The following is a 26,775-nucleotide window of genomic DNA, read 5'->3' on the forward strand; positions in this document are numbered from 1 at the left end:
CTGGTCGGCCGCCTCGCACCTCGCCGCGACCCGGCAGGGCCTGGCCGCCGCCCGTGACGGCGGAACCGTCCTGCTGCTGCCGCTCGCCGTCGACGACAGCGCCACCGACCTGGCCCGCCGCACCGCCCGCCAGCTGGGCACGGCCGTCCACCAACCCGTCACGGTCGGCGCCTCGGCCCCGGTCACCGGCCTCACCACGCACCCCGAGACCGTCGCCGCCGCCTACGCCGAGGGCCGGCGCTGTCTGGACGCGCTGCGCCTGCTGAACCGCGCCGGGGACGGCGCGGCGGCCGAGGACTTCGGCTTCCTCGGCCTGCTCCTTGCGGGCGAACGGGACGTCGGCGGCTTCGTCGACCGCACCATCGGCCCGGTCGTGACCTACGACGAGCGACGCGGTACGGAACTGCTACGCACCCTGGACGCCTACTTCGCCTGCGGGATGAGCCCGGCCCGCACCAAGGACGCGCTGCACGTCCACGTGAACACCGTCGCCCAGCGGCTGGAGCGGGTGGGCCGGCTGCTGGGCGAGGACTGGCAGACCCCGGCCCGCGCCCTGGAGATCCAACTGGCCCTGCGGCTCCACCGGTTGGCGTCCCCGGACAGACGCTGACCCCCGTACGGATGTGCCGTACGGGGGCCGGGGAAAGGGTGCGTGCAGGACAGCCGGGCCAGGGGGCACGCGCGGGTGAGCACCGCCGGTCAGACCGTCCGCGCCTCCGCAGTGGGACTCGTACCGGCGGACTCGCCGCCCTCACCCTCGACACGGGCCAGGTCCCGGTGGCGTGTCTCCCGCGCCACACCCACGGCGGCCAGGGTCAGCACCGAGGCGGCGATCACGTACAGGGCGATCGGGGTGGAGCTGCCGTAGTCGTCGAGCAGGGCGGTGGCGATCAGCGGGGCCGGTGCACCGGCCGCCACCGAGGCGAATTGAGCGCCGATGGACGCGCCCGAGTACCGCATCCGGGTGGCGAACATCTCGGCGAAGAAGGCGGCCTGGGGCGCGTACATGGCGCCGTGCAGCACGAGCCCGACGGTGACGGCCAGGACCAGATACCCGAACGAGCCGGTGTCCGCGAGCGAGAAGAACGGGAACATCCACACACCGATACCGGCCGCGCCGAGCAGGTACACGGGCCGCCGCCCGACCCGGTCGGACAGCGCCCCCCAGGCCGGGATGACGGCGAAGTGCACGGCGGAGCCGATGAGTACGGCGTTGAGCGCGGTCTGTTTGGAGACGTCGGCCGATGTGGTGGCGTAGACGAGGACGAAGGCGGTGATGACGTAGTAGCTGATGTTCTCGGCCATGCGGGCGCCCATCGCCACCAGTATGTCCCGCCAGTGGTGGCGCAGCACGGAGACGAGCGGCAGCTTCTCCGGCTCCTCCGCCCGCCGGGACTCGGCCTGCGCCAACGCCTCCTTGAACACGGGCGATTCGTCGACGGACAGCCGGATCCACAGACCGATGAGCACGAGCACCCCGGAGAGCAGGAACGGGATCCGCCAGCCCCATGTCCCGAAGGCGTCGTCGGAGAGTACGGCGGTGAGCAGCGAGAGCACGCCGGTCGCGAGCAACTGGCCCGCCGGCGCGCCGGTCTGCGGCCACGAGGCCCAGAACCCGCGCCGCCGCGCGTCCCCGTGTTCCGACACCAGCAGGACGGCACCGCCCCACTCGCCGCCCAGCGCGAACCCCTGGACGAGCCGCAGAGTGGTCAGCAGCACGGGTGCGGCGGCCCCGACCGTGGCGTGCGTGGGCAGCAGCCCGATGGCGAACGTCGCCCCGCCCATCATCACCAGGCTCAGCACCAGCAGCTTCTTCCGCCCCAGCCGGTCGCCGTAGTGCCCGAACACGAGTGCCCCCAACGGGCGGGCCGCGAACCCGACGGCATACGTCAGAAACGACAGCAGCGTCCCGACGAGCGGGTCGGAGTCCGGGAAGAACAGCTTGTTGAACACCAGCGCGGCGGCGGAGCCGTAGAGGAAGAAGTCGTACCACTCGATGGTGGTGCCGATGAGGCTGGCGGCGACGATACGGGGGAGTCTGGACGGGGCTGGTGGAGCGCTTGTGGGCGACGACATCGGCACCACTTCCTGGCGTTCGACGGGGACGTTTGCGTGTCGCCACACCGTAGGAACGTGCAGGTCAGAGGCGTATGTGGTGGGACACCATAGTTTCGGGCTTCGGAGTGCGCGCACACACCATGAAGGCGCTGCTGGAGAAGCCGCAGAACGGGCGCCACAGTGCTGGGGCCTGCGGGGCGCGTAGTTCCCGGGCCGCGGTGCACGTGCGCGGGTTGTAGACGCAGCCTTGAAGAGGCAGCCGACAGCATGAAGAAGTACGGCGGCTTCATCCCGGGCATCCGGGCCGGCCGCCCGACGGCCGAGTATGTCGGCTACGTGCTCAACCGGATCACCTGGCCGGGCTCCCTGTATCTCGGACTGATCGCGCTCGTACCAACAGCGGCGTTGAGCAGCAGCACAACTACGAAGGGTTCCTCCGCTGACACGAATCGTCCCCCTCAGACCCCCTGGGGGCCGTCCAACGAGAGTCCCGGGAACGGCGGCGTGCACCTCAGCTTTGCGGACGGCCCACCTGGTCGGGTAATTCGGTCGGATCTCCGCGACCATGCGCACCGCACGTTCGCGAAGCTCAGCGGGGTGGGGGGACGGACGGACGTGCCATGGCTCGATCCTCTGGGGGAGTCGGAGCCTCCCTCAGAGCCGGAGCGGTTCACAGGCTCGATGCCGTCAGGGCACGGATCAACTGTGTCGGCCCGACCGTGGTGGCCGAGTCCTGGCGTACGAGCCCTTCTTCAGGCCCCTCAGTCGATCGCCCACTGCTGCAGCGTGGAATTGGTGTCCGTCTGCAGCAAAACCGGTGCACCGTCCGACGTGGATGCCGTCGTCAGGAACAGTCCGCTGTGGACATTGGTGATGGTGTAGTCGCCGGACGGCAACGGGGCGACGTGCCGTTCCTGGTTGCTGTTGCCGGTACAGCTCCACTGGATCACGGCGGTGCCAGGTGCGGTACCGCCTCCGTAGTCATCGGCGCACAGCTTCGAGTACGCGTTGGCAAAGAGCGTGCTGGGTCAGCGAGGTGTCGAAGGGCTCACCGTTGAAGCCACTCATGACCAGCACCGGGTATCCGTGCCACTTACCTTGAGGTGCGCTCGTGGAAGTAGGCGAGGGTTTCCCCGACAACCGCGCGGTAGGCAGCCGACTCCAGGCGCTCGCCCCGGCGGGACGGCCAGTGATTGGCGAAGACCGCCCATGTCCACCCTTGCCGAGTTTTGAAGTTGACCTGGAAGATCTCGCGGGTTCCGGTACGGCGCATGACCACATGCGGGAACCGCTGGTCGGCAGGTGCCGTGAACAGGGCAGCATCGAAGAGGAACGCCATGTCGACACCGCGCTGATCGGAGGTAAGGCACGTCGGTTCTGGACGGCGAGCTCTCGGTCAGCCTTCGTTGTACGCAAGGGGGAAGATCATCGATGAGGGCTGGCCTTGGCCGACGACGTCGTTGATGCGTTGGAACCCTCGGCGGTTCTCCGGCCTTTCACCTCACCGCGTAGCCGCATGCCAACGGGTAGATGCTCTGGGGCACGTCTCACTCGATGGTGTGAGACAACGGCAGTAACTTCCAGACTCTGTGAGTAGTCCGCGTACATTCGCTCGCCGTGGCAGATACCAAAACGTGCTGGCTGACGCTGGTCCAGCCGTCGGCACCGGACGCGGCGGAAGATGAGCCCGCCGTGCCGTCGGTCGTCTCCGACTTCCGACCTGTCCCCACTGCACCCTCGCCTGTCCCCGGACGCGCGAGGGTCCGGCGCACCCTCCCGGACCGCGTCTCATGAGCACCATCGTCACACCGGTTGGCAAACGCCCCGACCTGACGGCCTTCATCCGGCTCCCGTACGACCTTTACCTCGACGACCCGCTGTGGGTGGCCCCGCTGGAGCGGGAGCGGCGCTCCTTCCTGCATCCGGCCCGCAATCCGTACCACCGGGTGGCCACGGTCCGTCTCTTCCTCGCGCGCCGCCACGGCACCGTCGTCGGCAGGATCGCGGCGGCCGTCGACCCGCGCTACAACGAGCGACACGACCCGCATTGCGGACTGATCGGCCTCTTCGAGTGCATCGACGACACCGAGACTGCGGCCGCGCTCTTCGACGCTGCGGACGGCTGGCTCGCCGCGCAGGGGATGTGCCGTACCTTCGGCCCCCTCAATTTCACTGCCAACGACGAGTGCGGACTGCAGGTCTTTGGATTCGACCAGCCGCACGTCCTGCTGCTCCCACGCAACCCGCCGTACTACACGGAACTGTTCTCCGCATGTGGATTCAAAAAGGCCAAGGATCTCGTCTCCTATTCCATTCAGATGCCCTGCGACGGAGAACCTCCAAGCGAATACCGTGAATCCGCGGAACGAGCCCTCGCCACTCCGGGCCTCACGGTGCGGCCGATGGACCCGAAGAAGACAGAAACCGATGTGGCGATCGTCCGGGACCTCTACAACGACACGTTCGCGCACAACTACGCCTTCGTCCCCATCGACGACGCGGAATTCGGCTACATGGTGAAACAGCTGAAACCCCTTCTGCGCCCCGACCTCCTGCAGATCGCCGAGATCCACGGGGAGCCCGTCGCCTTCCTTCTGTGCCTTCCAGACGCCCACCAGGCGCTCCGCGCAGCCCGTGGCCGTCTCACCACCTTCGGCCTGCCTCTTGGGCTGATGCGGATCGCGCGGGCCACCCGCCGCATCGATCGTGTTCGCATCGTTGCCATCGGCGTGGCAAAGGGGCACCGTTCCCACGGCATCGCCGCGGCCATGCTCACGCAGGCCCAACGCGCCGCCTTCCGTCTCAGATACACCGAGCTCTCGTACTCCTGGGTCCTGGAGGACAACCATGCCTCGCGCCGGCACGCCGAGGCCCTCGGTGGCGTCCACACCCAGACCCACCGGCTCTACGCGCGCGGGACGGGCCATGCAGCGTCCCGCACCAGTGCTACGGCGGAGCCCAGGGGGAGGAGCACACTCTCGTTGTAACGCCGGGCGAGCGCCTCCAGGGCAGCGGGGCGCGCACGGCGCCCCGGCGCGTGGCAGCTTGTTCGATTGACAGACCCAGCTTGTCCGGCCCAAGGGACAGTGCATCGAGAGGTTGCTGTCACTTCGAGAGCTGCTACCGGTTATTGACTCAGGTTTCGGATGTCAGTTTCTCGTTGACAATGTCCCTTCCTCGGACTTTGGGACACCGATGTGAGACGAACGTCCGCTCAACGCGAAGGCGGTTCGTCCCTTGGGTCTTCGGAGTCCGTGAGTGGCTCTGTCCCTGGGCCGAGCGAAGGGTGGTGTTCTTGGTCCCGTTCGTGCTTCTGCGCGCCTCCCTGTGCTCTCCCCTCTGGGAGTGACGGTCGCGGGCGACCGGGATGAAGGTGTGGCGATACTGGCTGGCGCCCAATTCGGGTTCTTCTGATGGGCGGTACCTCGAATGAGATGTGAGGTGAGATCCCTTATGTGCGTTGTGACCGATGTCCCTGAGGTGCCGTCCCGCCGGCAGGCCATGGACGGATTCATCGCGCGATCATCAGGCATTGCCGAGACCGCGCGTGCTTACGTCGGGTGGCGTGGCCGGCAGAGCAACCAGGTCTACGGCAGACCGCTTTGCGGGCTGCCGGGCGCGGTGGGGGCGATGCTCCGTGCGGACACCGGGGATACGCAGGACGTCATCAACATGGCGTCGTACAACTACCTGGGTCTGGCCGGGCGTCCGGAGATCACTCAGGCCGTTCGCGAGGTGTTGGAGTCCTACGGTGCCGGTTCCGGAGGGGCTCCGCTGGCGTGTGGGACCACGCCGTTACACGGTGCGTTGGAACGAGATCTGGCCCAGCACTGCGGGCAGGACGATGCCGCGCTGTTCTCCAGCGGCTATGCCGCCAACCTCGGGCTCATCGCCGGCATGATGCGGCCGGGGGACACAGTGGTCCTGGATCGTCATGCACACGCCTCGGCCGTCGATGGTGTGAGGCTGTCGGGTGCACAGTTGCGGGTGTTCCGCCACAACGATCCCGAGGATCTTGAGACCGTGTTGAAGCAGGTGCCTTGCACAGGCGAGCGGCTCGTGTGCATCGAGGGACTGTATTCGATGGACGGTGACGTGCCCGAGCTGAAGGCCATGGTGGACGTCGCAGGTCGGTACGGTGCCCGCGTCGTGCTGGATGAGGCGCACTCCGAATTCTGCTTCGGCGCCACGGGCGGGGGGCTTACAGAAGTCCAGGGCGTGAAGGTCGACTTCCATGTCGGCACGCTGTCGAAGGCACTGTGCGTGCAGGGCGGGTTCATCGCGGGAGACGCCGCGGTCATGCAGTGGCTGAGGGATCTGGCCAGGTCGCGGCTGTTCTCGGGGAGCCTGTCTCCCGTGCTGGTCGCCGCGGCGACGGCGGCGCTGCGCATCTCCCGCAGCGAGCCGCAACTGCGGGAGAGGCTCGCGGAGAACTCCCGGCTGCTGCGCGAGCGCATGCGGGCCCAGGGCATCGATGTCCTGGGCAGCGACCATGTGGTTCCGGTGGTGACGGGAGAGGAAGAGACGTGCGTCCGGGCGGCTCACAAGCTGAGCACTCAGGGGATCCACGTCTTCCCCGTTGTCTACCCCGCCGTCGGCATCGGGCGGGCCCGGCTGCGGATGACCGTCACCGCCGATCATCAGCCGCATCAGCTGGGCATGGTCGCGGACGCGTTGGTCGCGGCAGTGGCCGAGGCGAGGGGCGACTGATCGGTCATGCGTGGGGTGACACTGCGCGGTATCAGTGGCTGGCTGCCCGCGCACGTGGTCAGCAACGAGGAGATCGGCGCCGGTCTCGGTGTCAGCGGGGAGTGGATCGAGCGCCGGACCGGCATCTGTGAGCGCAGGCGCGTGGCTCCCGGCACCGCGGCCTCCGATCTGGCGGTGGCGGCCGCCGCACCGTTGATTGAGCAGGCCACCAATCCTGTGCAGGCGGTCGTGGTCGCGACGATGTCGCCTGACCATCCCTGCCCGGCCACCGCGCCGCTGGGCTGGTGGCGGCGCGTCTGGGACTGGGCGGTGTGGCCGCGTGGGATGTGAACGCTGCCTGTGCCGGCTTCCTGTACGCCTTGGCCTGTGCCGCCGCCATGGTTGCGGCCGAGCAGGCCGACGCTGTCCTGGTCATCGGCACGGATGTGATGAGCAGTCTGGTGGACCCCTCGGACCGTGACACGGCCGTGGTCTTCGGGGACGGAGCCGGGGCCGTGCTGCTGGAGGCTGCCGATCGGGGAGAGGCTGGTACGTTCGGACCGTTTGATCTGGGCACCGACGGTGCGCTGGCCGGGCTGGTCATCACGCCTGCAGGCGGTTCCCGCCGCCCGCACACCACGGGCGGCGGTGACGGCCGGCACCTGCGGATGGAGGGACGCCAGGTCTTCCGGCAGGCGGTCGAACGCATGGCTGCCTCGGCCCGGGCCGTGGTCGATGCCGCGGGGTGGACCCTCGGCAGGTGGACTGGCTGGTCGGCCATCAGGCCAACGCCAGGATCCTCGCCCTCGTCGGCGATGTCCTGGGCATCGAGCCGGAGCGCCGCGTCGTGTGCCTGGAGCGGACCGGCAACACCGCTACCGCCTCGATTCCGCTCGCGCTCAGTCAGCTCGCCTCCTCGGGGAGGCTGCGAGCCGGTGACCGTGTGGTCCTGACCTCGTTCGGTGGTGGCCTGTCGTGGGGCTCCACCACCCTGATCTGGCCGCGTGCCGTGGCAGTGTCCGAGCCCGGCGCCGAGAGGTTTTCGACGGGGGCTTCGGCATGAAAGAGACGAGCACCGTGTGGCCCGTCGCGGTCACCGGCCTGGGGATGATCACTCCAGGTGGCGGCGATGCCGCCACCACCTGGCAGACGGTGTGCGACGGCGCCTCCACTACCGCCGTCGATCCGGCACTGGCCCATCTGCCGGTCCGCCTGTCCTGCCGTGTCTCCGCGCCGCTGGCACGGCCCGTCATGCTCCGCAAGGGCATCAGAAACCTCGACCCGGTCACCCGCTTCGGGCTCAACGCCGCGGACGAGGCGCTCAGCGACGCCGGGCTCGATCCAGCGCAGTGGCCCGCCGACCGCGTCGCCGTCATCGCCGGCACCGGGGCCGGCGGCTCCCAGACCGTCACCGAGGGACACCAGGTACTTGCTGCTCAGGGGCCCGGGGCCGTCTCGCCGTACCATCATCCCGCCTCGCTGATCAACATGACAGCCGCGTTCCTGAGCCTGTACTTCGGCGCCCGCGGTCCCAGCCTCACCGTCTCCACCGCCTGTGCCTCGGGCGCCGACGCCATCGGCCTTGCCCAAGACCTGCTCGCCACCGACCGCTGCGACATCGCCCTCGTGTGCGGCGCGGAGGCCGGCATCACCCCCATGGCAGTCGCGGGCTTCGCCCAGATCAGAGCCCTGTCAACCCACCCCGAACCCCACCTGGCGTCACGTCCCTTCGACCGGCAGCGGGACGGATTCGTCATCGCCGAAGGCGCCGCCGCGCTCGTGCTGGAACGGCCCCAGGATGCCACCGCCCGCGATGCCCATATCCACGCCCTGCTGCTGGCACACGCCTCCACTACCGACGCCCACCACGCGACCGCACCCCACCCCGACGCCCACGGCGCCGAGAAGGCCCTGCGCCAGGCCCTGCAGCGGGCCGGTCTGACACCGGCCGACATCACCCACGTCAACGCACACGGCACCTCAACACGCGCCAACGACCGGATCGAAGCCGGCCTGCTCACCCGCCTCTTCCCCCACCACCCCGCCATCACCTCGACCAAGGGCGCGCTCGGCCACGCCCTCGGCGCGGCCGGGGCAATCGAGGCCGCACTTACCGCCCTCACCCTGGAAAAGCAGCAGATCCCCGCTACATCCGGCACACGCGAAGTCGACCCGGCCTGCGACATCGACCTCGTCACCCACGCGCCCCGACCCCACCAGGGCACGTACGCCGTCAGCAACTCCTTCGGGTTCGGCGGCCATAACAGCGTGCTTGTCCTCGCCGCCCCCTGAACCCCGTCAAGGAGAACCATGTCCGCCTTCGACCGCCTCGCCGACTTGGTCAGCCGCGTCGCCGAAGTCCCCCTCGAAACCATCACCCCCAACAGCAACCTGGAACAGCTCGACATCGACTCGCTGGCCCTGGTGGAACTGAGCCTGCGCGTCAACAGCGACTTCGGCATCACCGTCGAGGACGGCGACATCCAAGCCAGCGACACCGTCGGCAGCATCGCGCAGTTCATCGACAGCAAGCTCCCTGCCGATCTCACCCAAGGCGCGTCCCTTCCTCAGTGATCAACGTCGACTCCACGACCTGCCGGGCCCATCAACACGCCGCAGGCGCCCGCCGCGACGGACAGGTCCAGGAAGAGCCACCAGGCCGTATCCGTGTCCGAACCCGACGACCACGGCCTGGGCCGGTCACGAGGAGGCTTCACCACCAAGATCCACATCACCCCGGCCTCGCACCCGCACTACCGGGGTATGGCCCTTGCGGCCCCAGTTCCTGGCGCGCGGCGGCGTCATCGCCTGCCCGGCTTCGTCCTCGAAAACGATCCAGCCGTCGCACGCTGCCGCGGTACTTTTACCCGCGGCCAGACCTCCTTCTTCCACAGCTCGACCGCATCCTCGTCGCGCTCGATCGCCCGGCGGGCGGGCTGCTGCCACGACCAGCCGTGCCGCTACAGCAGGCGCCAGGTGCGCTCCACCATGTACCAGACGTGAAACAGCCGACCGATCAGCGTCTTCACCCGGGCCAGGGTCCACCATTGGTCCGCCCAGCCATGGGCGAGCGGGCCACGCTCCAACTCCCGCTCCGGCCTGGCAATTTGCGCCGGACTGAGTCTCGGGCGGCCTGGAGAGCCCTTCGACAGGACCCCGGCCTCCCCGCGTTCGCGCCAGGCCCGGCGCCACCGCTCCACCGACCGCTCACTCTCCTTCGGGCTTCGACACCTCGAAGATCAGCCGGTGGCCGTTCGTCTGTGCGGACTCCACCCCGATGACGGAGCAAACCCCCGGATCAGGTCGAACCCGTACGCCACTTCCGTGGACGCAACCCTCGTGTCACCCGACTGGCTCCAAGTCACTGTCGCCCGAAGAGCCCAGCAAGACTTGCGTCACTCGTACGGCGGACTTGGAGTGCAGTCGGTTGCTGCACCCGGAACCCTAGGATCCATCACCGGACAAAAAGGGCATATATTCCCTCGTCCGGCACGGGCGGGTTCACCTCACCACTGAAGGAGACGGGATGTCGCACCGCGCCGGGAGAACCCGCTGGAGGCGCTTCGCGGTGGTCCTGGTGTCCGGCGTCGCAGCGTGCGCGACGGTCGGCATCGCCATGGCGCAAGGAGTGCTCGCCGCCTCGTTCTTCATCTCCGGTCAGAGGTTTCAGGTCTCCGCCGACTCGTTGACCGCCCGTGGATTCAGCCTCTACGGCATGGTCGACGTGACCAAGAAACATGAACTCGTACCCGTCGTGGTCAACGGGTTCCGGCACGCGACGGTCAGGGGGCTGTGCCAGTCCATTCTCGTCGACATCCCGGTGCTGGGCACACAGACTCTGCGGCTCACCGGCGGTGACGACCGGCCGGCCGAGGCGTCGGACCTGTTCATCGACGCGACGGCCGAGTCCGCCGATGGCGCGAATTTCAGCGGCCTCGACATCGGAGTCGCTCAGGGCGCCCTGGCCAAGGGGTCGGTCGAGCCCCAAGACAGGAACTCGCGGTTCTTCGCCCCTGACGGGGTGGGCCAGCAAGCTCTGTCGACCACCCTGACCGACCTGCGAGTGAGTGCCGTCACGGTCTCCGCCGGCACGTTCAGCGTTCCGGGTCTGCGCTTGCGGCTCGAGCACGGCAGCCATCCGTGCCCCTGACCCGGCGGCCCGTGCGCAGGGGCCGCAGGCCCGGGCCTCCCTCCTCCTCGCGGGGCCATGGCATCACTGAATCAGGACAGGACGCGTGATCATCAAACCCTTCGACAGACGACGTGAACTGCTTTCCACCGCAGTGGAGTTCAGGCGGACGTTCAGAACCTGGCGTGGCGAACGCCCCTTCTGGGCAGGGGTGTTCACGTTCGCAGCCGGTCTGCCCATCCTCTACTGGCCTTACGCCAACCTGGACCTGGGCGGGGTTCCACTCGCCCTGTCGACCACGTCGGGTGCCGGATCCCTGGTGATCGGGACTCTGCTCCTGGCGCTGGGTGTCGCGCTCTGGTACGGCCCCCACCTTCGTGCGTTCGCCGGGATTGCCACCCTCCTCCTCGCCGTCATTTCCTTTCCCGTCGCGAACTTCGGCGGCCTCTTCCTCGGCGCAGCCTCCGGCCTGATCGGCGGCTCCCTGGCCTGTGCCTGGATGCCGCCCACGGCCGACGAGCCGTCGACGCCACCCGGTGACCGCACGGCCGCACCGGTTCCGGCGGGAGAGGGCCGAAGTGACACCTGACGGCCGTGCAGGCCGGACCGCGCACTCCTGCGACCACGAGCCCGAGCGCCACCACCAGGGCCGCACGACAAGGACCGCTCCGGCGCTCGGCCGCGTACCCCGGCCACCTGCCTGCGCGTTGGCCGTGGCCGGCGGGTCCTGGCCCTGTACCCGGCCACACGGTGGGTGGCCGATACGCTGCCCCGGCTCCGGCGCGGCAGCCGGCCCTAAAGGGAGCAGATGAAAACGGAGCAGGCACAGGAGAAGGCGCATCGGCAGGGAGGGGAGCCGCCGCGGGTGTGCTGACGCGCGGCCACATGCGGGAGAACGATGCCAACCTGTCCGCGGCTGCGCGGGCGGAGCTGGAGGAGGAGTACGCCGGCACCCGCCTCTGTAGGCAAGAGTTGTCCGAGGAGCTGCGCGAGGACGTGGAGCAGGATCGGTACACGCCGACGCAGGCGATGAAGCGGGCACCCGGAGGCTGTTGCTGAGCGCCGTGGAACGCCGGGTGGCTGCGGTGGGACGGACTGGTGCGCGCCTGGACTGCTTGGCCGGTAACGCCCAGCTCAACCCCTATTAGCGGCACGCCGGTTACCGCGTCGTGGGTCACGAGGAGGGCAAGCCGCAGCCGAGCGGGACGCCCAGATCCTTCACGCTGCTGGAGAAAGTGCTTCGAAAGGCAGGGCAGGGCGGAAACCGGGGAATCCCTTTCCGACCGCCGGATCCTTGGCCCGGTCGTAAGGCATGGGGGGACGGGGTTGATAACTGCCCCTTTGGGATTCACAAAGCATTCATATGAGATGAAGTTCGGCCTTCTATGGACGATTAGGCGCTGCGGCCGCCCCAGTTCCGATAGGACTTGTCTTGTCATCTCCGCGTGCCGCGACCTGTGGCTACCAGGGTCGATCGGGTGCTCGTGAGATTCCGGCAAGTTTCGTATAGCGGATGATTCCCGCCATCAGTAGATAAATCCCCTCTTGTGGTCAGCCGGTGACAGGAAGACGATCGCTCCTCGTTCCCATCCCCCAGCTGCGAGGAGTTCTTCATGAACGAGCGGTTGAGCCTCGGCCCGGATGCCGCACGGCAACTCGCCAACACCACCAAGACGACACCGCAGATGCGCGGCATCACGCCGCGCTATCTGCTGCGCGCGCTGCCCTGGGTGGACGTCGAGTCCGGCGTCTACCGGGTCAACCGGCGCCGTACGTACGTCCTCGGCGACGACCGCATCAGCACGACCGACGACGTCACGCCGCGCGTCATCGCAGGAGACCTCCGCGAACTGCCGTATCTGCGAGAGGCGGACGACACGCTGCTGGAGGAACTGGCCGGCGCGTTCACGCAGGTGACCTTCGAGCCGGGCGAGTTGCTGGCCCAGGAGGGCGCCCCGGCCGACCGGTTGTGGGTGATCGTGCACGGGCGCGCGGAGAAGCGTGCGGCCGGGCAGTACGGCGCGGACGCGCTCCTCGACGTCATCGGCGACGGCCAGTTCTTCGACCTCGGCGTGTGGACTCGCGCCGAGGCCATGCCGTACCGGGTGCAGGCGCTGACCGCCGGCGTCGCCCTCTGCCTGGAGCGCGCGGAGCTCGCCCGGCTCAGCGAGCGGGACGAGACCTTACGGGGTGCGCTGGACACGTACGTCGCCGGCGCCGACGTCATGGCCGGTGCCGAGGTCCCCGTCGACCTCACGGCGGGGCACGTCGGTGAGCCGGACCTGCCGGGGACGTTCGTCGACTACGAGGACACGCCCCGCGAGTACCACATGACGCTCGCACAGACAGTGTTGCGCGTGCACACACGTGTCTCCGACCTCTACAACGGGCCGATCGACCAGACGCGGGCCCAGGCCAACCTCACCGTGCACGCCCTGCGCGAGCGGCAGGAGGCCTCGATGCTGTACCACCCGGAGTTCGGGCTCTTCAACAACGTCGCTCCCGGGCAGCGCGTACAGACGCGCACCGGCGCGCCGACCCCCGACGACCTGGACGAGCTGCTGACGCGGGTGTGGAAGCAGCCCGCCTACTTCCTCGCCCATCCGAAGGCGATCGCGGCGTTCGGCCGCGAATGTACACGCCGGGGCGTGCCCCCGGTGATCGAGAACCGCTTTGGCAGCCCGCTGCTGACCTGGCGCGGAGTGCCGCTGCTGCCGTCCGACAAGGTGAGGTTCTCCGGAGGCGTGGGCGTGGGTACCACCGAGATCCTGCTGATGCGTCTGGGCGAGGCCGAGCAGGGCGTGGTGGGACTGCGGCCCTCGAACGTCGCCGACGAGGTCGAGCCGGGCCTGGCGATGAAGAACATGGGCGTGGACCAGAAGGGCATCACGTCGTACCTGATGACGGCGTACTTCAACGCGGCGGTGCTGGTGGAGGACGCGCTCGCGGTGCTCCAGAACGTCGAGGTGTCCAAGTACCATGACTACTCCTGACGTTGCCGCCGGAGTCCCCGCGCCGCCCGGCCTGTCCGGGCTTCGCGGGTCTCCCGAACTCACCGGTCAGGCCATGGCCCCTGCCGCTCCCCAGCCGTCCGGTACCTCCCAGGGCTTCTCGCCCGAAGTGGCTCGCCGGGACGTGCCGATCCTGCACCGGACGGTCAACGGTCACCCGCTGATCTGGCTGGACAACGGCGCCACCACACAGAAGCCCCGGCAGGTGATCGAGACGCTGGCGGCGTTCTACGCCTCTGCCAACTCCAACATCCACCGGGGCGCGCACACCATGGCGCGCGAGGCGACGGAAATGTACGAGGCTGGCCGGGCCGCGGTCGCGCAGTTTCTGGGCGCGCCCTCGCCCGAGAGCATCGTCTTCGTCCGGGGAACGACCGAGGCCATCAACCTGGTCGCACAGAGCTGGGGGCGAGCAAACCTCGGCCCTGGAGACGACGTCCTCGTGCCGGTGCTGGAGCACCACGCGAACATCGTGCCCTGGCAACGGGTCGCCAAGGAGACACGAGCGCGCGTCGTGCCCGTACCCCTGCGGCCGGACGGCGGCATCGACCAGGACGCGTACGCCGATCTGCTCTCCATGCGGACCCGGCTCGTGGTCCTCAGCCATGCCTCGAACGTCCTCGGCACCGTTCCACCGGTGCGGGAGATGACGGCGCTTGCGCACCGCTACCAGGCGAAAGTGCTGGTGGACGGGGCACAGGCAGTGGCGCACTTCCCCGTCGACGTGACGGACCTGGACGCCGACTTCTACACCTTCTCCGGCCACAAGATCTACGCCCCGACAGGCATCGGCGCCCTGTACGCCAAGCCAGAGATCCTCCGGACCATGGCGCCGTGGCAGTCGGGCGGCAACATGATCGAGTCGGTGAGCTTCGACCGTACGACATACGCCCCGGTCCCGCACCGCTTCGAAGCCGGTACCGGCCACATCTCCGGCGTGGCCGGCCTGCTGTCCGCCCTCAACTGGCTGACAGGCTTCGACCGTAAGGCGGTGGCGGACTACGAGACCCAGCTGACGGCCTACGCGCAGGAGGCCCTGGCCAAGGTTCCGGGCCTCGAACTGCTGGGCCCGGCGGCCGAGCGGATCGGCGTACTGACCTTCACCCTGCCCGGCCACAGCCCGACCGAGATCGCCGACTGGCTGGACGGCGACGGCATCGCGATCCGGGCCGGCCATCACTGCGCCCAGCCGGCGCTGGCTCACTACGGCCTCGATTCGGCGGCCCGCGCGTCGTTGGCGCTGTACAACACGAGGGAGGAGGTGGACCGGCTGGTGGCGTCGCTACTGGAGCTGCGGGCCGCCTAGGCCGGGCGCTCGGTGGCCCCGGCCGGAGCCGGTGGATGTGGCGGGGCCCGGGAGTCGTATCCAGCTCCCGGTCCCCTGGGGATGCCACCCAATTGCGCACGCCGGCGGCGTTCAAGAGGTCGGATCAGTCATCATGCCGTCGTGTTCTTCCTTTGAACTACCGCACCAGGAGAGAGGTGCAGGCGAGAGTCGAACTCGCATCCGACGACGTTCGTCCGGCCTCGGTCGATCCGGCGATCGGCGGCGATGCTGAGACTGGAGCGAGAGTCTGAGATCGACCGCGGCTGCCTCTGCCAAGTTGGGCTACCCCGGCGCGTTGCACATGCTGTGCCGGGGGAAGGGCTCGAACCTTCACTGTCTCCGTGTCTTCAGGCTGAACTTCAGTGTCAGCTTGCGCTCATCGCACGCACCGGTCCTCAATCCGGCCCGCACCTGTTGCCCACCCCCGCGCTCGCACACGGGGGTGGGCACGTCCTCGTAGTACACCTCCGCGCGGGCCGCGCAGTTCGCCCAGTCCTTGGCGGCGGTCACATCGAAGAGCCGGGTGAGTGACGCTGACATCTCCCGCAGCACGTGGGCGGCCTGCACCTGTACCCGCGTGGACTCGGGCGGCAGTTGCTCACCCTCCTCGTCCTTCGGCTGGTACATACGCGAGATGCCCGTCAGCAGGGCCGGCTTCTGCACCTTGTGGTGCGCCGCGGTGATGTCCTGGAGCGACTTCTTTATCGCCCAGCGCCCAGAGGTTGCCGCAGATCCATAGGTGCCCCGCACCGCCCACCCCACTGTCTCGGGACCCCTCCCGGACCACTGCGCCCATCATCGCCAACTACGTTTCCTGTAACCACCATTGTCCGAACAGAAGGCTCTATGTTCCACTAATCTCCTTTCACCACAACGATCACCTGCTCCTGGGCGGGAGAGCATCCATGGGGGATCCGTGTGTGAGGACCTGGGGTTCGAAAGACTCCTCGGTGAAGAAGGTTTCTTCGCGCGCCTGCTCGGGCGGTCACCCTCGGGCGGCGGACGGGAACCGCTGTACGGCCCCGACCTGCCCGTGGTGCTGCTCACCGGCGGCCCGGGCATGGGCAAGGGGCGACTGCTGCGCGCGGTACGGGATCGCTTCGCCACCAAGGTGCCGGTGATCTACGTGGACTGCGGCTCGCCGGTGTACGCGGACCGGGCGGCACCGGAGCCGGGCGCCCGCTCGGCCGCGACCGAGGCCCTGGCCGAGGCCGCCCGGCGGCTGGGCACCTGGCAGGGCACGGGCGGCTCGTTCGCCTTTCCACGGCTCTTCGCGGGCCTCGCGATGATCGCGACCGGCGTCACGGCGGCCACCCCCGACGCGGTCGCGGCAGAGGTCGAACGGTACGGGGAATTACCGCAGAAGCAGCGCCTTCCCGGCCTGGGGACAGGCGACTTCTGGCGGGGTGCGCTGCGCGGAGCCATCCGGAACCTGCTGACGACCCTGTCCGGGCAGACGCTGGACCCGTACTCGGCCTCGGTCGCCGACGCGTTGCTGGACGGCCTCTTCGCGAGCCTGGCGCCCCGGGGCCGGACGGAACTGGCGCGGATCTACGGCGCGTACCCCGGCGCGGGCGGTCAGCCCGAGCACGGGCTGCGCGATCTCGCCGCTGACTTCCAGGCCGACGGCGAGGAACGGGAGTTGGCGGAGAGCTTCCTCTTCAGAGCGCTGCGCGAGGACCTTGAGGCGGCGTACGCGGGAGCGCTGGGCTGGCTGCGCCGGGTCGGCCGCCCGGCGGTGCTGCTGGACCGCGCCGAGTCACCGCTGGGGGAGCAGCTGTTGCGCGCCGTGCTCAGCGACCGCCGCGGCGGGCAGCGCGACCGCGTGGTGATCGTGGGCACAGCGCGCCGGGCGGACGGCGGCGTCTTCCTGTACGGGGGACTGCCGCCGCGGGAGGTGCCGTCCCCGGCGGAGTTCCGGCCCACCGACGGCGTGCCGCCTTCATGGTCCCGGCGCACGGACTCGGCAGCGGACCGGGCGCCGCTGGCCGACGGGGTGCTCCTGCTGCGTATGCCGCTGCTCACCGGTGACCAGCTCCGCCTGGAGACCGAGCGCAGACAGCGGCGTGCGGAACCGGAGGGCGGCACGAACCGCCGCCGTATCGACGCCGCCGTGGCAGGGCTGAGCGGCGGACGGCCGCACACGGTGATCCGGCTGGCCGCCGCTGCCGCCGCCTTCCGGATGCCGGCGGACGCCAATGACCGGGACATCCTGGACGCCCCGCTGCGATTCCCGGGCAGCGGCGACTCCGAGCGGCCTGTGGCGGACGTACTTCTGCAGGAGCTGATACTGGAGCAACTGCCGGTACGGCTGCCGGCCGAGCACCACGACCAGTGGCTCGATCTGCTCACCCATCTGTCGGTGGCGCACGACACGGAGTGCGCGGACGTCCTGCTCCGCCATCATCAGTCGGCCCGGGTCCACCGCCTGACGGCGCATCATGTGGGGCAGCTGCTGACCGACACCGGTTGGCCCAGCTGCGAACGGCACTTCATTGGCGACTTCGGGCTGCGTCAGCTGCTGGTGCACCGGTTGTACGGGCTGCGCCCCGACGGCGCCGCCTGGTACGCCGACCACCATCTGCTGCGGGACCACTACACCGGACGCGCGGCGGAGGAGGGGGCGGCGAGCGGCGCGGCGTTCGGATCGGTCATCGCCCACCGGATGAACCACCACCTGGTGTCCGGCGGTGTGGACGACGTGGTCCGTCACCTGGCCGCCACGCTGCCCGGTCGTCCGCAGGAGTGGTGCGCGGAGCTGCTGGAGATCGCGCAGGCGCCGCATCCGGGCGGCGCGGACACCCGTCGCGAGCGCGCCCAGGGCCTGGTGGCGGTGGACGGACCGGCGCTGCGCCGCACGGTCGACCAGCTGCTGCACGCGGTGTGGCTGTGCGAGGAGCGGACCAGGCCGACCGGAAGGGAGACCGCCCGCACGCTGGCCAAGCTCCTGGACCTGCTCTCGATCATGGAGTTCGACGGCGCCGGGCAGCTCGGCAGGACGGCCACCGACTGGAGCGCCCTGGCGGAGAACGAGCAGCCGTTGCTGCGCTGCGCCTGCACCGAACAGCTCGGGCGAAGGAGGTAACGGGGATGCCCAGATGGCAGAAGATCCTCTACACGCTGCTGGTCACGGCGGCGGTCGTGGCGGGGAGCCTGTTCGGTTGGTCCGTCCTGAGCAGGCCGGACACCTGCGCAGAGGGGGTCGAGCGGATCGACGGCGAGTGTATCGGCGTCAACGGCGCGGGCTACGACTTCGGCACACCGGAGATCGGTGACGTGGCCCGTGCCATCGCCCAGGAGAACAAGAAGATCGAAGGCCAGCCCTATGTGACGGTGGCGATGATGCTGCCGCTCCAGTCGGACATGGCGGGACTGCGGCGGCAGATGCGCAGCGACCTCCAGGGCGCGTATCTGGGGCAGCTGGAGGCCAACGAGGGGGAGGGGGAACCGCCGAGGATCCGGCTGGTGCTGGCCAACCCCGGGCAGGACTACCGGCACCAGTCGACGGTCGTGGACACCTTGCTGCGCATGGCCGACTCGCCCAAGGACCGGCTGCGCGCCGTCACCGGCTTCAACCTCAGCCTCGATGCCACGCGGCAGGCCGTCAGGCGGCTGACGGAACACAGGATTCCGGTATTGGCCTCCCGCATCACCGGAGACCAGATCTCGAACGCGGACGCGGCGGACGGCATGGCGAACCCGCAGTTCCCCGGCCTGGCCCGGATCATCCCCACCAACCACGACGCGGCCCAGGCGCTGGCCGACTTCAACGGTGAACAGGGCCGGGAGGACCGCAGGACGGTGCTGGTCTACGACACGCGTCCGGACGGCTACGTCGACTCGCTGGCGAAGGCGTTCAACGGGATCAAGGAGACGGGGCCGCCCGGTCCCGCCGCGATGTCCTTCACCTCCCCGGCGATCGACGAGGCCGGTTCGACCGGCAACCAGTTCACCCAGATAGCCAACAACATCTGCGACACCGAGGCCGACACCGTCTACTTCGCGGGGCGCGCACTGCACCTGAGGCTCTTCGCCCTCAAGCTCGCTCAGCTGAGCTGCGAGAACCGGCACTACACCATCATCAGCGGTGCCGACGGCGCCTCGCTGCGACAGACCATGTCGGAGAAGGACTGGGCGCAGCTGCGCGGCGCCGACGGCAAGGCGAAGGTGACGGTGCAGTACGCCGCCCCCGCGCACCCGGACGCCTGGAGCACCGAACTGGCCGCCTGGGGCGAGAAGTTCGAAGCGAGCCACCACCGCAAGCCCATGGCCGACGAACTGCCCCAGTACCTCACCGAGCCCAAGGCGGCCCTGGACAACCTGAACAAGCTGATCCAGAACACGCTCCACCAGGGGACGAACCTCGGCTCCACCCCGACTCTGGAGGACTCCCGGACGATGCTCGTGTACGACGGCCTGGTCACCATCGGCACGGCCCTGCACCAGGTACAGAGTGGCGACGCCACGAAGGTGCCGAGCCTGGAGGATGTGAGCGGGGAGTGGCCACAACTCCAGTCCCGGCACCGGGTGCAGGGCACGAGCGGCCTGATCTGCCTGACCAGCGGCGGCAATCCGTACGACAAGCCGGTCGCGGTCGTCGAGCTGGATCCGGGCCGACAGGGCCCGGGAAGGCTGCAGTTCGTCGGCCTCGGCTGGCCCACCGGCCAGGAACAACCGAAGAACTGCGTCATCCCCAGCCGCACCCCCTGACATGCCCCACCTCGACCGGTGGCTCGCGCCATCGTGAGGCCGGACTGTCACAGCGTCCCTATAAGATCCACACGGCGGGAGAAGCTGTGGTAACCACCGACCCCGTACAGCCCGGCGCCCGGGGCACGGCTTCCCGGCTCGTCCCCGCCGCCCAGCATCGCGTCCTGGATCTTCAGGCCCGCGCCGACGGCGCGTTCGTCGCCCTGCGCGAAGAACCACAGGATCCGGCGAAGACCACGGAGGTCCGCCGGCTCACTGTCCAGGTCCGCCCCGCGGGCAGCAGCACCGCGTGGGCCGCGCTCCGAACGCTGACCAGCGCCCCGCACCACAGGGTCACCCCTGCTGCCCGTATCCCCCACTGCCGGCCGCACCCCCGTGACGGCCGGCAGTGGGGAAAGTGCCTGGCAAACGAGGCGGGATCACTATGTCTCGCTGAAAGGGTCAATTGCAACCCGCTTATTTCGCTTCTCATCTCGCGAGAAGTTCAAGGCCGAACCTTCTCGCCGAGTGAGAAATGGGCCGCCCTTTCTCACCTCGTGAGAAAGATGCATAAGGCAAGGTGCCCAGGTCGGGGGCGTGAGGCGGATGTCCTAGCCTGTCGTGGGTACAGGTCCGGCCTGCATCGATAGGAGTGCTGTGCGCGCCATTGTCATGAGGGAATTCGGCGGCCCCGAGGTCTTGCGACTGGAGGACGTCCCCGACCCCGAGCCCGCACGCGGGGAAAACCTGCTGGACGTGCGGCTGGCGGGTGTCAACTACGCAGATGTCCATGCCCGGGGAAACACCTACCTCGCACCGGTCGAGCTGCCCTACATCCCCGGCAACGAGGTCGTCGGCACCACACCGGACGGCAAACGCGTCGTGGCGCTGACCCGGGGCGGCGGCTACGCGCAGAAGGCGGCCGTCCACCGCAGGCTGCAATGGGAGATTCCCGACGAGGTCACCGACGAACAGGCGGTGCCGCTGGCACTGCAGGGAAACAGCGCGTACCACCTCCTCTTCACGGTCGCCCAGATCACCAAGGGGCAGACCGTCGTCATCCCCGCCGCGGCCGGCGGCGTCGGCACGCTGGCCGTTCAGTTGGCGCACCGGGCGGGCGCCCGGGTCATCGCCCTCGCCGGCACGGACGAGAAGCGTCGGCTGGCCCTGGAACTCGGGGCGACGGCTGCCGTCGACTCCTCCGACGAGTACGGCCTGGCCGAGCGGATCCTCGATGCGGCGGGAGGGCCGGTGCACGCCGCGTTGGAGATGACCGGCGGCGCCACGCTGCGCCAGACCCTCGACGCAGTCGGCCCGCGCGGCAGGCTCGTCGTGTACGGCTTCGCCGGCGGGCAGCTCGCCGACGTCCCCGTACACACGCTGCTCCAGAAGTCCATCACTGTCGCCGGTTTCTGGCTCCCCCATCTGTACTCCGACCGGACGCTCCCGCTGGCCGCGTCCATGAGGCAGCTCTTCGACGCCGTAGCCAACGGCACGCTCAAGATCGTGACTGGTGGGATCCACCCGCTGGCCGACGCGGCAAAGGTGCATGGAGTGCTCAACAGTCGTACGGGAACGGGCAAGTTCAGTCTCGACCCCACCACGTAATAGTCTTGTACCCCCCGTGTGGGGTGGCACCGGCACCGTGTGCCACCGAAGCCCAGGAGGACGGGCGCGGGCGCATCGAAGGGGGTACGGCTGATGAGTGGACAGCGTGGAACCGGGACCAGCTACGCCGACCGCTTCATGCGGGTGCAGCAGGCGTTCATCACGCTGGGCCCCGGTGCCCACCGGCTGTCCGAGATCGCCAAGACCGCCGATCTCGACGACTCCACCACCGGCCGCATGCTCACCGCCGGCACCTACAACAACACCTTCGTCCGCATCGACCGAGGCCTCTACCAGCTCGGCAGTACGGTCGGCGATCTCGGGCTCCACGCACTCGCCGAGGACAACCTCTCCGGCAGCGAGGCCACCGAGGTCCTGCAGAGCCTGCGCAGGGCGACCGACGACGGCTTGGTCTTCCTGTACATGAGAGCCCCGTTCGGCATCGCGGGCAGACAGTGCCTGGACATGGCCGTGGGGGATTCCGATCTCGTCGAGCTCGGCATGACGCCGCGTGACGTCCTCTCGGTCACCCGGTCGCTGCGCACCGGCGCCTCGGGCCGGACGATCCTCGCCTTCCTGCCCGAGCAGATCCAGCAGCGGGTGGCCGCCGATCCGGTCCCGGAGGAAGCCGGTCCCGGCGTCATCCGGGACGGCGACGAGCTGCTCGCCTCGCTCGTCGACATCCGCGACCAGGGGTACGCCTTGGGGTACCAGGAGTGCATGGCGAAGTGGAACTCCGTCGCCGCCCCAGTCCTCTGGGACGGCTCGATCTGGGGCGCGGTTCTGCTGCTCAAGCCCATGGACGTCATGCCCCAGGCTCCGCTGCACTACATCTACGCCACCATCACGGCGGCCGCCGCACTCAGCCGACTCGGCGGAGCCTGGCCGGCCGACTGATCACCCGTCGTCACCTTCTCTCCCCTACTCGCGCATCTGCGCGAAGTACTCATAGGCGTGTTCCCCGTCGACCCGGTACCGGTCGGCTCGCGCCTGCTGTCCGCCCCGGGCGTCGTCCTCACCCCGCACATCGCCGGCGCGAGCCGCGAGGTCGCCCACAAGGCCGCCCGGATCGTCGCCTTCGAGGCCGGCCGCTTCCTCCTCGGCGAGTCACTGGCCCACTGCGCCAACCCCGAGGTCAGGGGAGGCTGAAAGGGCGCCTTCTGCAGCACAGTTGCTGTGGACGACCCCTTCTGGAGAACGCTGCTGCCGGGGCGTCGCCTGTCCCCTCGGGACGGCCGGGCAGTCACTCCCCAGTGGTGCCCGGCCGTCCCGCTCGCCGAAGCGGAGGCTGATGCGGCCGGGGCTCAGTGCCCCGCGGACCCCTCGGGGCGTGCATGGCGCGGCAGGAGGAAGGCGAGCAGGAAGGTCAGGGCGAGCATGCCGTCGACGATCCACAGGATGGTCCGCATGACGGTGCCGAAACCGCTCCGGAAGGCCGATGACGAGGTGGCCTGCAGCGCGGCGGGTATTCGCGCGCCGGCCTGAGGTGAGGTCACGGCGGACCGGGTGTCATTCTCCAGGCGGGTACAGGAGGCCGGGGTCGCGGCGGGGTCCTTGGCGACGGCGCGGTCCGAGGCGCAACGGCGCAGGTCCGCCACGATGCGTTCCCGAGCAGCGGGTGCGACGTGCGCGGCGGCCAACTGCCCGCGCAGGCCGTCCGCGTGGTGGTCGACGGCGGTGGCGATCCCGCCGCCCAGCAGACCGAAGAACACGGTGCCGAGGAGCGCCACGCCGAACGCGCCGCCGAGCTGCTGCACCGCGGTCATCGTGCCGGATGCCGAGCCCGTCTCGTGCGGCTCGACGCTGGCGAGCACGATGTCGAAGAACGGCGCCATGAGCAGGCCCATACCGATGCCGGTGACGAGCAGGGACGGCACGAGCTGCCAGGGGCCGACGCCGCTGCCCACCAGGTCGAGGGTCAGCCACACGCCGAATACGCCGACGGCCATGACGAGCGCGCCCGCCTGCAGCACGGCTCGCCCGAACCGGGTGAGACCCTGAGCGACGCCGAAGCCGACGATCATGCCGCCCGACCAGGGCACCATCACCAGGCCCGCCTTGAGCGGCGAATAGCCGAGGCCGATCTGGGTGTACAGGTTGAAGACCAGCATGAAGCCCTGCATGGTCGAGAAGAAGACCAGCCCGAGGGTCATACCGCCGCTGAATCCACGCTTGCGGAAGAGGCTCGGCACGACCAGCGGGTCCCGACCGGCCCTGCTGCGGCGCGACTCGTACGTGCCGAAGGCGGCGAAGACGACCACCGAGGCGGCCATCATCAGGAACGTCCACAGGGGCCAGTCGTACTCACGGCCCTGGACCAGCGGGAAGATGATGAGCAGTGCGCCCAGTGAGACGAGGAGCATGCCGGGGATGTCCAGGCGCGGCCTGCTGCCGGACCTGCCCCTCGGCAGATAGCGCAGGGCTCCGAGGAAGGCCGCGGTACCCAGCGGCAGGTTGATCAGGAAGATCATCCGCCAGCCGGTGCCGAAGTAGTCGGCGTCCACGAGCCAGCCCGCCAGGATCGGCCCGCACACCGCGGACAGTCCCATGACCGGTCCGAACATGCCGAAGGCCTTCTGCGACTCCTTCGGCGGGAACATCTCCTTGATCATGCCGAGGCCTTGCGGCAGCATCACCGCGCCGAACAGGCCCTGGACCACGCGTGCGGCGATCAGCATCTCGGGCGACACGGACAGCGCGCACAGCAGCGAACCAAGGGTGAAGCCGGCAGCTCCCACCAGGAACATCCGGCGCCGCCCGTGAATGTCCCCGAGCCGCCCCCCTGTGACGAGCCCGACGGCCATCGAGAGCGTGTAGGCGGCGGCGAGCCACTGCAGAGTGGAGGCACCGCCGCCGAGGTCGGCCCGCATGGAGGGGCCGGCGATGTTCGTGACTACGGCGTCGAGGAGATCCATGACCTCGGCCGCCAGGATCACGAAGAGCGCAGCCCAGCGCCACCGGTAGGGCGCTGGTGAGTCGGTGAGCGGCGCCTCGGCGGACGCGACACCGGTGGTGGACATCGGAACTCCTCGTGAAAGGGCCGCGCGGCGGTGGGCCGCGCGCGGGTGGGCTGATGGCATCCAGAGAACGCTGTTCACCCTAACAGAACAGTGCTCACCAGAAGAACGATGTTCATTAAGATATAGCGCAATCCCTGGCTGTCGGACAAGATATATCGCGTCTTCGTTGCCTCGCCATCCCTGTGGACGCCGCTCGCCGAGGGAGAACACTGTTCTCCCGACGCTTAGACTGTGGTCATGAGTGACGCGGCCGCCGGTACCCCGACACCTCCTCCGCCGTCCCCCTGGGAACGCGGACGTCCCGCTCGCGCCCACGTCGTCCCCGCGCGCACACCGCTGTCGCGCGAACGGGTCGTCGAGGCCGCCTTCACCGTGCTGGACCGCCAGGGCCTCGACAGGCTGTCGATGCGTCAGGTGGCCGCCGAGCTGGGGGTCGCGGTCTCCGCCCTCTATGCCCATGTCCGCTCCAAGGACGACCTCCTGGAGTTGATGTACACCCGGCTCTTCGACGGCTTCGAGATGCCCGAACCCGACCCGGAGCGATGGCAGGAGCAGGTGCGGGACTACGCCCGCTCCGGACGGCGGCGCCTGCGGTCCCACCGGGACATGGCCCGGATCTCCATGGCCCATGTCCCCTTCACCGCCGAACTGCTGCCCCACGTCGAGACGTTGCTCGCCGTCTTCCGGACGGCCGGGCTGCCCGACCGCATCGCGGCGGAGGCCGGTGACCTCATCTCCACCTATATCGACGGGTTCGTCCTGGAGGAGGGCATGTGGCAGGACCGCGCCGCCGGAGGCGGCGGTGACGGTTCGTCACTGGCCCGCCCAGACTGGCGCGAGATGGCCGACGAGATGCGGAACTACTTCGCGTCCCTGCCCGCGACGGACTTTCCCCATCTGCGCGCCCTGGCCGGGCTGATCGTGTCGGACTCCTCCGACGAGCGCTTCGACATCGGCCTGGAGATCATCCTGCGCGGCCTGGCGAGCTACCTGCCGGACTCGTCGGCCTCCGCGAGCCCTGACACCGGCCGAGTTCCGGACTCCGGCGGGGTTCCGGACTCCGGCTGATCCCCGCTTCGGTCAGTCCGCCGTGGCGCCGTCGGCCGGCTCGCCGAGGTGCTCGGCGAGCTGGAACGGAGCGGGCAGTGCGTCCGTGATGGCCGCCCGGGCGCTGTCGTCGAGGGCGGCCAACGCGCCGTCGATACGGCGTTCGTGGGCGTGGTCCAGGCGGCGAGCTTCTCGCGCCCGGCGTCGGTGAGGGTGACGACGGAGGCCCGGCGGTCGGCCGAGTCCATGTCACGCGCCACCAGCCCCGAGGTGATCATCTGGCCGATCAGTCCGCTGACCGTGCTCGGGGCCAAGCGGCGGGCGGCGAGGTCGCTGATCCGTGCGGGGGAGTGTTCGCCGAGCACCTGGAGCACCTCGACACAGCCCACACCGGCGCAGCCGGGCAACTCGGCCACGTCGATCGCCGCGTTCAGCGTGCGGGGCTTGCCGGGGCCGGGCAGGGACAGACCGCGGAGCCCCAGCGCGGGCAGCCGGTCCGCCGCCCGGCGCAGCAGCGCCCGCAGCTGTCGTACGGACCGGCCTCCTCCCGCGCCGACGACCCCTGCATGCCGACGAAACGCACCAGGGGGCGTTCGGATGGGCCTCGACCGTCTCGCGACGCGTTCCAGCAGCGCGTCCAGCTGCTCCTTTCTGCTCGGCGAGCGTGCCCCGGACGCGACCGTCGTGCCGTCCGGCAGCACCTGCCGCACCGGGACCGACCAGGGCGGCGTCGGACGGAACCCCCGGGCCATCGTCTTGCGCACATGATGCGTCAGAAACGATTCGCCGGAGCGTCGGCGGCCACGGACCGGCAGCGGCTCGTTGAGGCGTACGGGCGGGCTCTGCCACAGCGACCCGGCCGGATCGCGGGCCAGCACGAGGGTGCCGGCCCGCGTGTCGTGCGGGGCGAAGGCGAACATGCCCCGCACCCGGTGCAGCATGTCCAGGCCGTGCCGCTCGTACAGTTCCACCAGTTCCACGACGACTTCGGTGTAGCTGTCCGTGCGCAGCGCCGTGCCGGCCGCGGGCAGCGCGTGGCGCAGCTCGGCGTGGTTGTAGATCTCGCCGTTGAGGACGCGGGCCGTGACGCCGCTCGCGGAGAGGAACGGCTGGCGGCCGCGGGGCGGGTCGCTGAAGGCCGGCGCGCAGTGCGCGAAGGTCACACCTCGGTGACGGCACCCGTCGGAGCCGCCCGGG

21 protein-coding genes and 8 pseudogenes are annotated in these 26,775 nt (G+C 69.4%); 22 read left to right on the top strand and 7 right to left on the bottom strand.

What is annotated here, in order from left to right; genetic code table 11:
• The coding region (locus M878_RS86815; protein ID WP_023552862.1) for a PucR family transcriptional regulator at positions 1–610 on the top strand (610 nt) is incomplete at its 5' end.
• An 89-nt stretch (positions 611–699) separates the two neighbouring features.
• Here the strand turns inward: M878_RS86815 and M878_RS86820 are convergent.
• Entirely contained in the window at positions 700–2,076 is a 1,377-nt protein-coding gene (locus M878_RS86820) for an MFS transporter (protein WP_023552863.1), read from the bottom strand.
• Between the two features lie 231 nt (positions 2,077–2,307).
• On the opposite strand from M878_RS86820, the pseudogene M878_RS95340 reads away from it, so the two are divergent.
• Positions 2,308–2,466, top strand: a pseudogene (locus M878_RS95340) (preprotein translocase subunit SecY); the annotation flags it as partial.
• Positions 2,467–2,819: 353 nt separating this feature from the next.
• Here M878_RS95340 and M878_RS86825 read toward each other — a convergent pair.
• Both M878_RS86825 and M878_RS92565 read right to left on the bottom strand, forming a co-directional pair.
• Positions 2,820–3,062 (bottom strand): annotated as a pseudogene (locus M878_RS86825) (RICIN domain-containing protein); the annotation flags it as partial.
• Positions 3,063–3,151: 89 nt separating this feature from the next.
• A pseudogene (locus M878_RS92565) lies at positions 3,152–3,406 on the bottom strand (hypothetical protein); the annotation flags it as partial.
• Between the two features lie 442 nt (positions 3,407–3,848).
• Between M878_RS92565 and M878_RS86835 the strand changes: the two are divergent.
• From M878_RS86835 to M878_RS95345, 8 genes and pseudogenes are all read left to right on the top strand, one after another.
• Positions 3,849–5,045, top strand: coding sequence for a GNAT family N-acetyltransferase (locus M878_RS86835; protein WP_023552866.1), 1,197 nt, complete (start codon positions 3,849–3,851; stop codon positions 5,043–5,045).
• A 514-nt stretch (positions 5,046–5,559) separates the two neighbouring features.
• On the top strand, positions 5,560–6,768 hold the full coding sequence (locus M878_RS49850) for an aminotransferase class I/II-fold pyridoxal phosphate-dependent enzyme (RefSeq protein WP_209445588.1): 1,209 nt from the start codon (positions 5,560–5,562) through the stop codon (positions 6,766–6,768).
• A gap of 6 nt (positions 6,769–6,774) precedes the next feature.
• The gene (locus tag M878_RS000000101535; RefSeq protein WP_023552868.1) at positions 6,775–7,098 is read left to right on the top strand and encodes a ketoacyl-ACP synthase III; all 324 of its coding nucleotides are present in this window, start codon (positions 6,775–6,777) and stop codon (positions 7,096–7,098) included.
• A gap of 47 nt (positions 7,099–7,145) precedes the next feature.
• A pseudogene (locus tag M878_RS000000101540) lies at positions 7,146–7,271 on the top strand (3-oxoacyl-ACP synthase); the annotation flags it as partial.
• A 236-nt stretch (positions 7,272–7,507) separates the two neighbouring features.
• On the top strand, positions 7,508–7,810 hold the full coding sequence (locus M878_RS000000101545) for a 3-oxoacyl-[acyl-carrier-protein] synthase III C-terminal domain-containing protein (RefSeq protein WP_023552869.1): 303 nt from the start codon (positions 7,508–7,510) through the stop codon (positions 7,808–7,810).
• Entirely contained in the window at positions 7,807–9,039 is a 1,233-nt protein-coding gene (locus M878_RS86845; protein ID WP_031226925.1) for a beta-ketoacyl-[acyl-carrier-protein] synthase family protein, read from the top strand. Before M878_RS000000101545 ends, M878_RS86845 begins: the two co-directional genes overlap by 4 nt.
• A gap of 18 nt (positions 9,040–9,057) precedes the next feature.
• Positions 9,058–9,321, top strand: a complete 264-nt coding sequence (locus M878_RS86850) for an acyl carrier protein (protein ID WP_023552871.1) — start codon at positions 9,058–9,060, stop codon at positions 9,319–9,321.
• A pseudogene (locus M878_RS95345) lies at positions 9,315–9,480 on the top strand (IS5 family transposase); the annotation flags it as partial. The gene M878_RS86850 and the pseudogene M878_RS95345, both read left to right, overlap by 7 nt.
• Here M878_RS95345 and M878_RS000000102020 read toward each other — a convergent pair.
• A pseudogene (locus tag M878_RS000000102020) lies at positions 9,481–9,959 on the bottom strand (winged helix-turn-helix domain-containing protein); the annotation flags it as partial. It abuts the pseudogene before it with no gap.
• A 314-nt stretch (positions 9,960–10,273) separates the two neighbouring features.
• Between M878_RS000000102020 and M878_RS86860 the strand changes: the two are divergent.
• From M878_RS86860 to M878_RS86875, 6 genes and pseudogenes are all read left to right on the top strand, one after another.
• Complete coding sequence (locus tag M878_RS86860) at positions 10,274–10,897, top strand: DUF6230 family protein (RefSeq protein ID WP_023552873.1); 624 nt, start codon at positions 10,274–10,276, stop codon at positions 10,895–10,897.
• A gap of 85 nt (positions 10,898–10,982) precedes the next feature.
• Positions 10,983–11,465: a DUF6114 domain-containing protein gene (locus M878_RS49865; RefSeq protein WP_023552874.1), complete on the top strand. Its 483-nt coding sequence runs from the start codon at positions 10,983–10,985 to the stop codon at positions 11,463–11,465.
• Positions 11,466–11,761: 296 nt separating this feature from the next.
• Positions 11,762–11,935: a hypothetical protein gene (locus tag M878_RS86865; protein WP_158692834.1), complete on the top strand. Its 174-nt coding sequence runs from the start codon at positions 11,762–11,764 to the stop codon at positions 11,933–11,935.
• Positions 11,878–12,243 (top strand): annotated as a pseudogene (locus tag M878_RS000000100575) (hypothetical protein); the annotation flags it as partial. The gene M878_RS86865 and the pseudogene M878_RS000000100575, both read left to right, overlap by 58 nt.
• Before the next feature lie 246 nt (positions 12,244–12,489).
• Positions 12,490–13,869, top strand: coding sequence for a family 2B encapsulin nanocompartment shell protein (locus M878_RS86870; protein WP_023552876.1), 1,380 nt, complete (start codon positions 12,490–12,492; stop codon positions 13,867–13,869).
• Positions 13,856–15,193: a cysteine desulfurase gene (locus M878_RS86875; protein ID WP_078630491.1), complete on the top strand. Its 1,338-nt coding sequence runs from the start codon at positions 13,856–13,858 to the stop codon at positions 15,191–15,193. Before M878_RS86870 ends, M878_RS86875 begins: the two co-directional genes overlap by 14 nt.
• A 483-nt stretch (positions 15,194–15,676) precedes the next feature.
• Here the strand turns inward: M878_RS86875 and M878_RS95360 are convergent.
• Positions 15,677–15,919 (bottom strand): annotated as a pseudogene (locus M878_RS95360) (DUF7873 family protein); the annotation flags it as partial.
• 211 nt (positions 15,920–16,130) lie between these two features.
• Between M878_RS95360 and M878_RS86885 the strand changes: the two are divergent.
• The 5 genes from M878_RS86885 to M878_RS86910 all read left to right on the top strand — a co-directional run bounded on the left by M878_RS86885 (position 16,131) and on the right by M878_RS86910 (position 22,660).
• Positions 16,131–18,299: a hypothetical protein gene (locus M878_RS86885; protein ID WP_023552879.1), complete on the top strand. Its 2,169-nt coding sequence runs from the start codon at positions 16,131–16,133 to the stop codon at positions 18,297–18,299.
• A 5-nt stretch (positions 18,300–18,304) separates the two neighbouring features.
• Positions 18,305–19,924 carry a type 1 periplasmic-binding domain-containing protein gene (locus M878_RS86890; RefSeq protein ID WP_023552880.1) on the top strand — a complete coding sequence of 540 codons (1,620 nt, stop codon included), beginning with the start codon at positions 18,305–18,307 and terminating at the stop codon, positions 19,922–19,924.
• Positions 19,925–20,560: 636 nt separating this feature from the next.
• Positions 20,561–21,511, top strand: coding sequence for a quinone oxidoreductase family protein (locus tag M878_RS86900; protein WP_031226934.1), 951 nt, complete (start codon positions 20,561–20,563; stop codon positions 21,509–21,511).
• A 93-nt stretch (positions 21,512–21,604) separates the two neighbouring features.
• Positions 21,605–22,408 carry an IclR family transcriptional regulator domain-containing protein gene (locus M878_RS86905; RefSeq protein ID WP_023552883.1) on the top strand — a complete coding sequence of 268 codons (804 nt, stop codon included), beginning with the start codon at positions 21,605–21,607 and terminating at the stop codon, positions 22,406–22,408.
• Between the two features lie 57 nt (positions 22,409–22,465).
• A complete protein-coding gene (locus M878_RS86910; RefSeq protein WP_023552884.1) occupies positions 22,466–22,660 on the top strand; it encodes a hypothetical protein in 195 nt (64 codons plus the stop codon).
• A gap of 155 nt (positions 22,661–22,815) precedes the next feature.
• On the opposite strand, the gene M878_RS86915 is transcribed toward M878_RS86910, so the two are convergent.
• Complete coding sequence (locus M878_RS86915) at positions 22,816–24,531, bottom strand: MFS transporter (RefSeq protein WP_023552885.1); 1,716 nt, start codon at positions 24,529–24,531, stop codon at positions 22,816–22,818.
• A 237-nt stretch (positions 24,532–24,768) separates the two neighbouring features.
• Here M878_RS86915 and M878_RS86920 point away from each other — a divergent pair, with 237 nt between their 5' ends.
• Positions 24,769–25,599, top strand: a complete 831-nt coding sequence (locus M878_RS86920; protein WP_023552886.1) for a TetR/AcrR family transcriptional regulator — start codon at positions 24,769–24,771, stop codon at positions 25,597–25,599.
• Here M878_RS86920 and M878_RS000000100580 read toward each other — a convergent pair.
• Complete coding sequence (locus M878_RS000000100580; protein WP_245238291.1) at positions 25,518–26,741, bottom strand: hypothetical protein; 1,224 nt, start codon at positions 26,739–26,741, stop codon at positions 25,518–25,520. The genes M878_RS86920 and M878_RS000000100580 overlap by 82 nt on opposite strands.
• Between the last annotated feature and the right edge of the window lie 34 nt (positions 26,742–26,775).

The sequence above is a fragment of the Streptomyces roseochromogenus subsp. oscitans DS 12.976 genome, from assembly GCF_000497445.1.
In the GTDB taxonomy this organism is placed as follows: domain Bacteria; phylum Actinomycetota; class Actinomycetes; order Streptomycetales; family Streptomycetaceae; genus Streptomyces; species Streptomyces oscitans.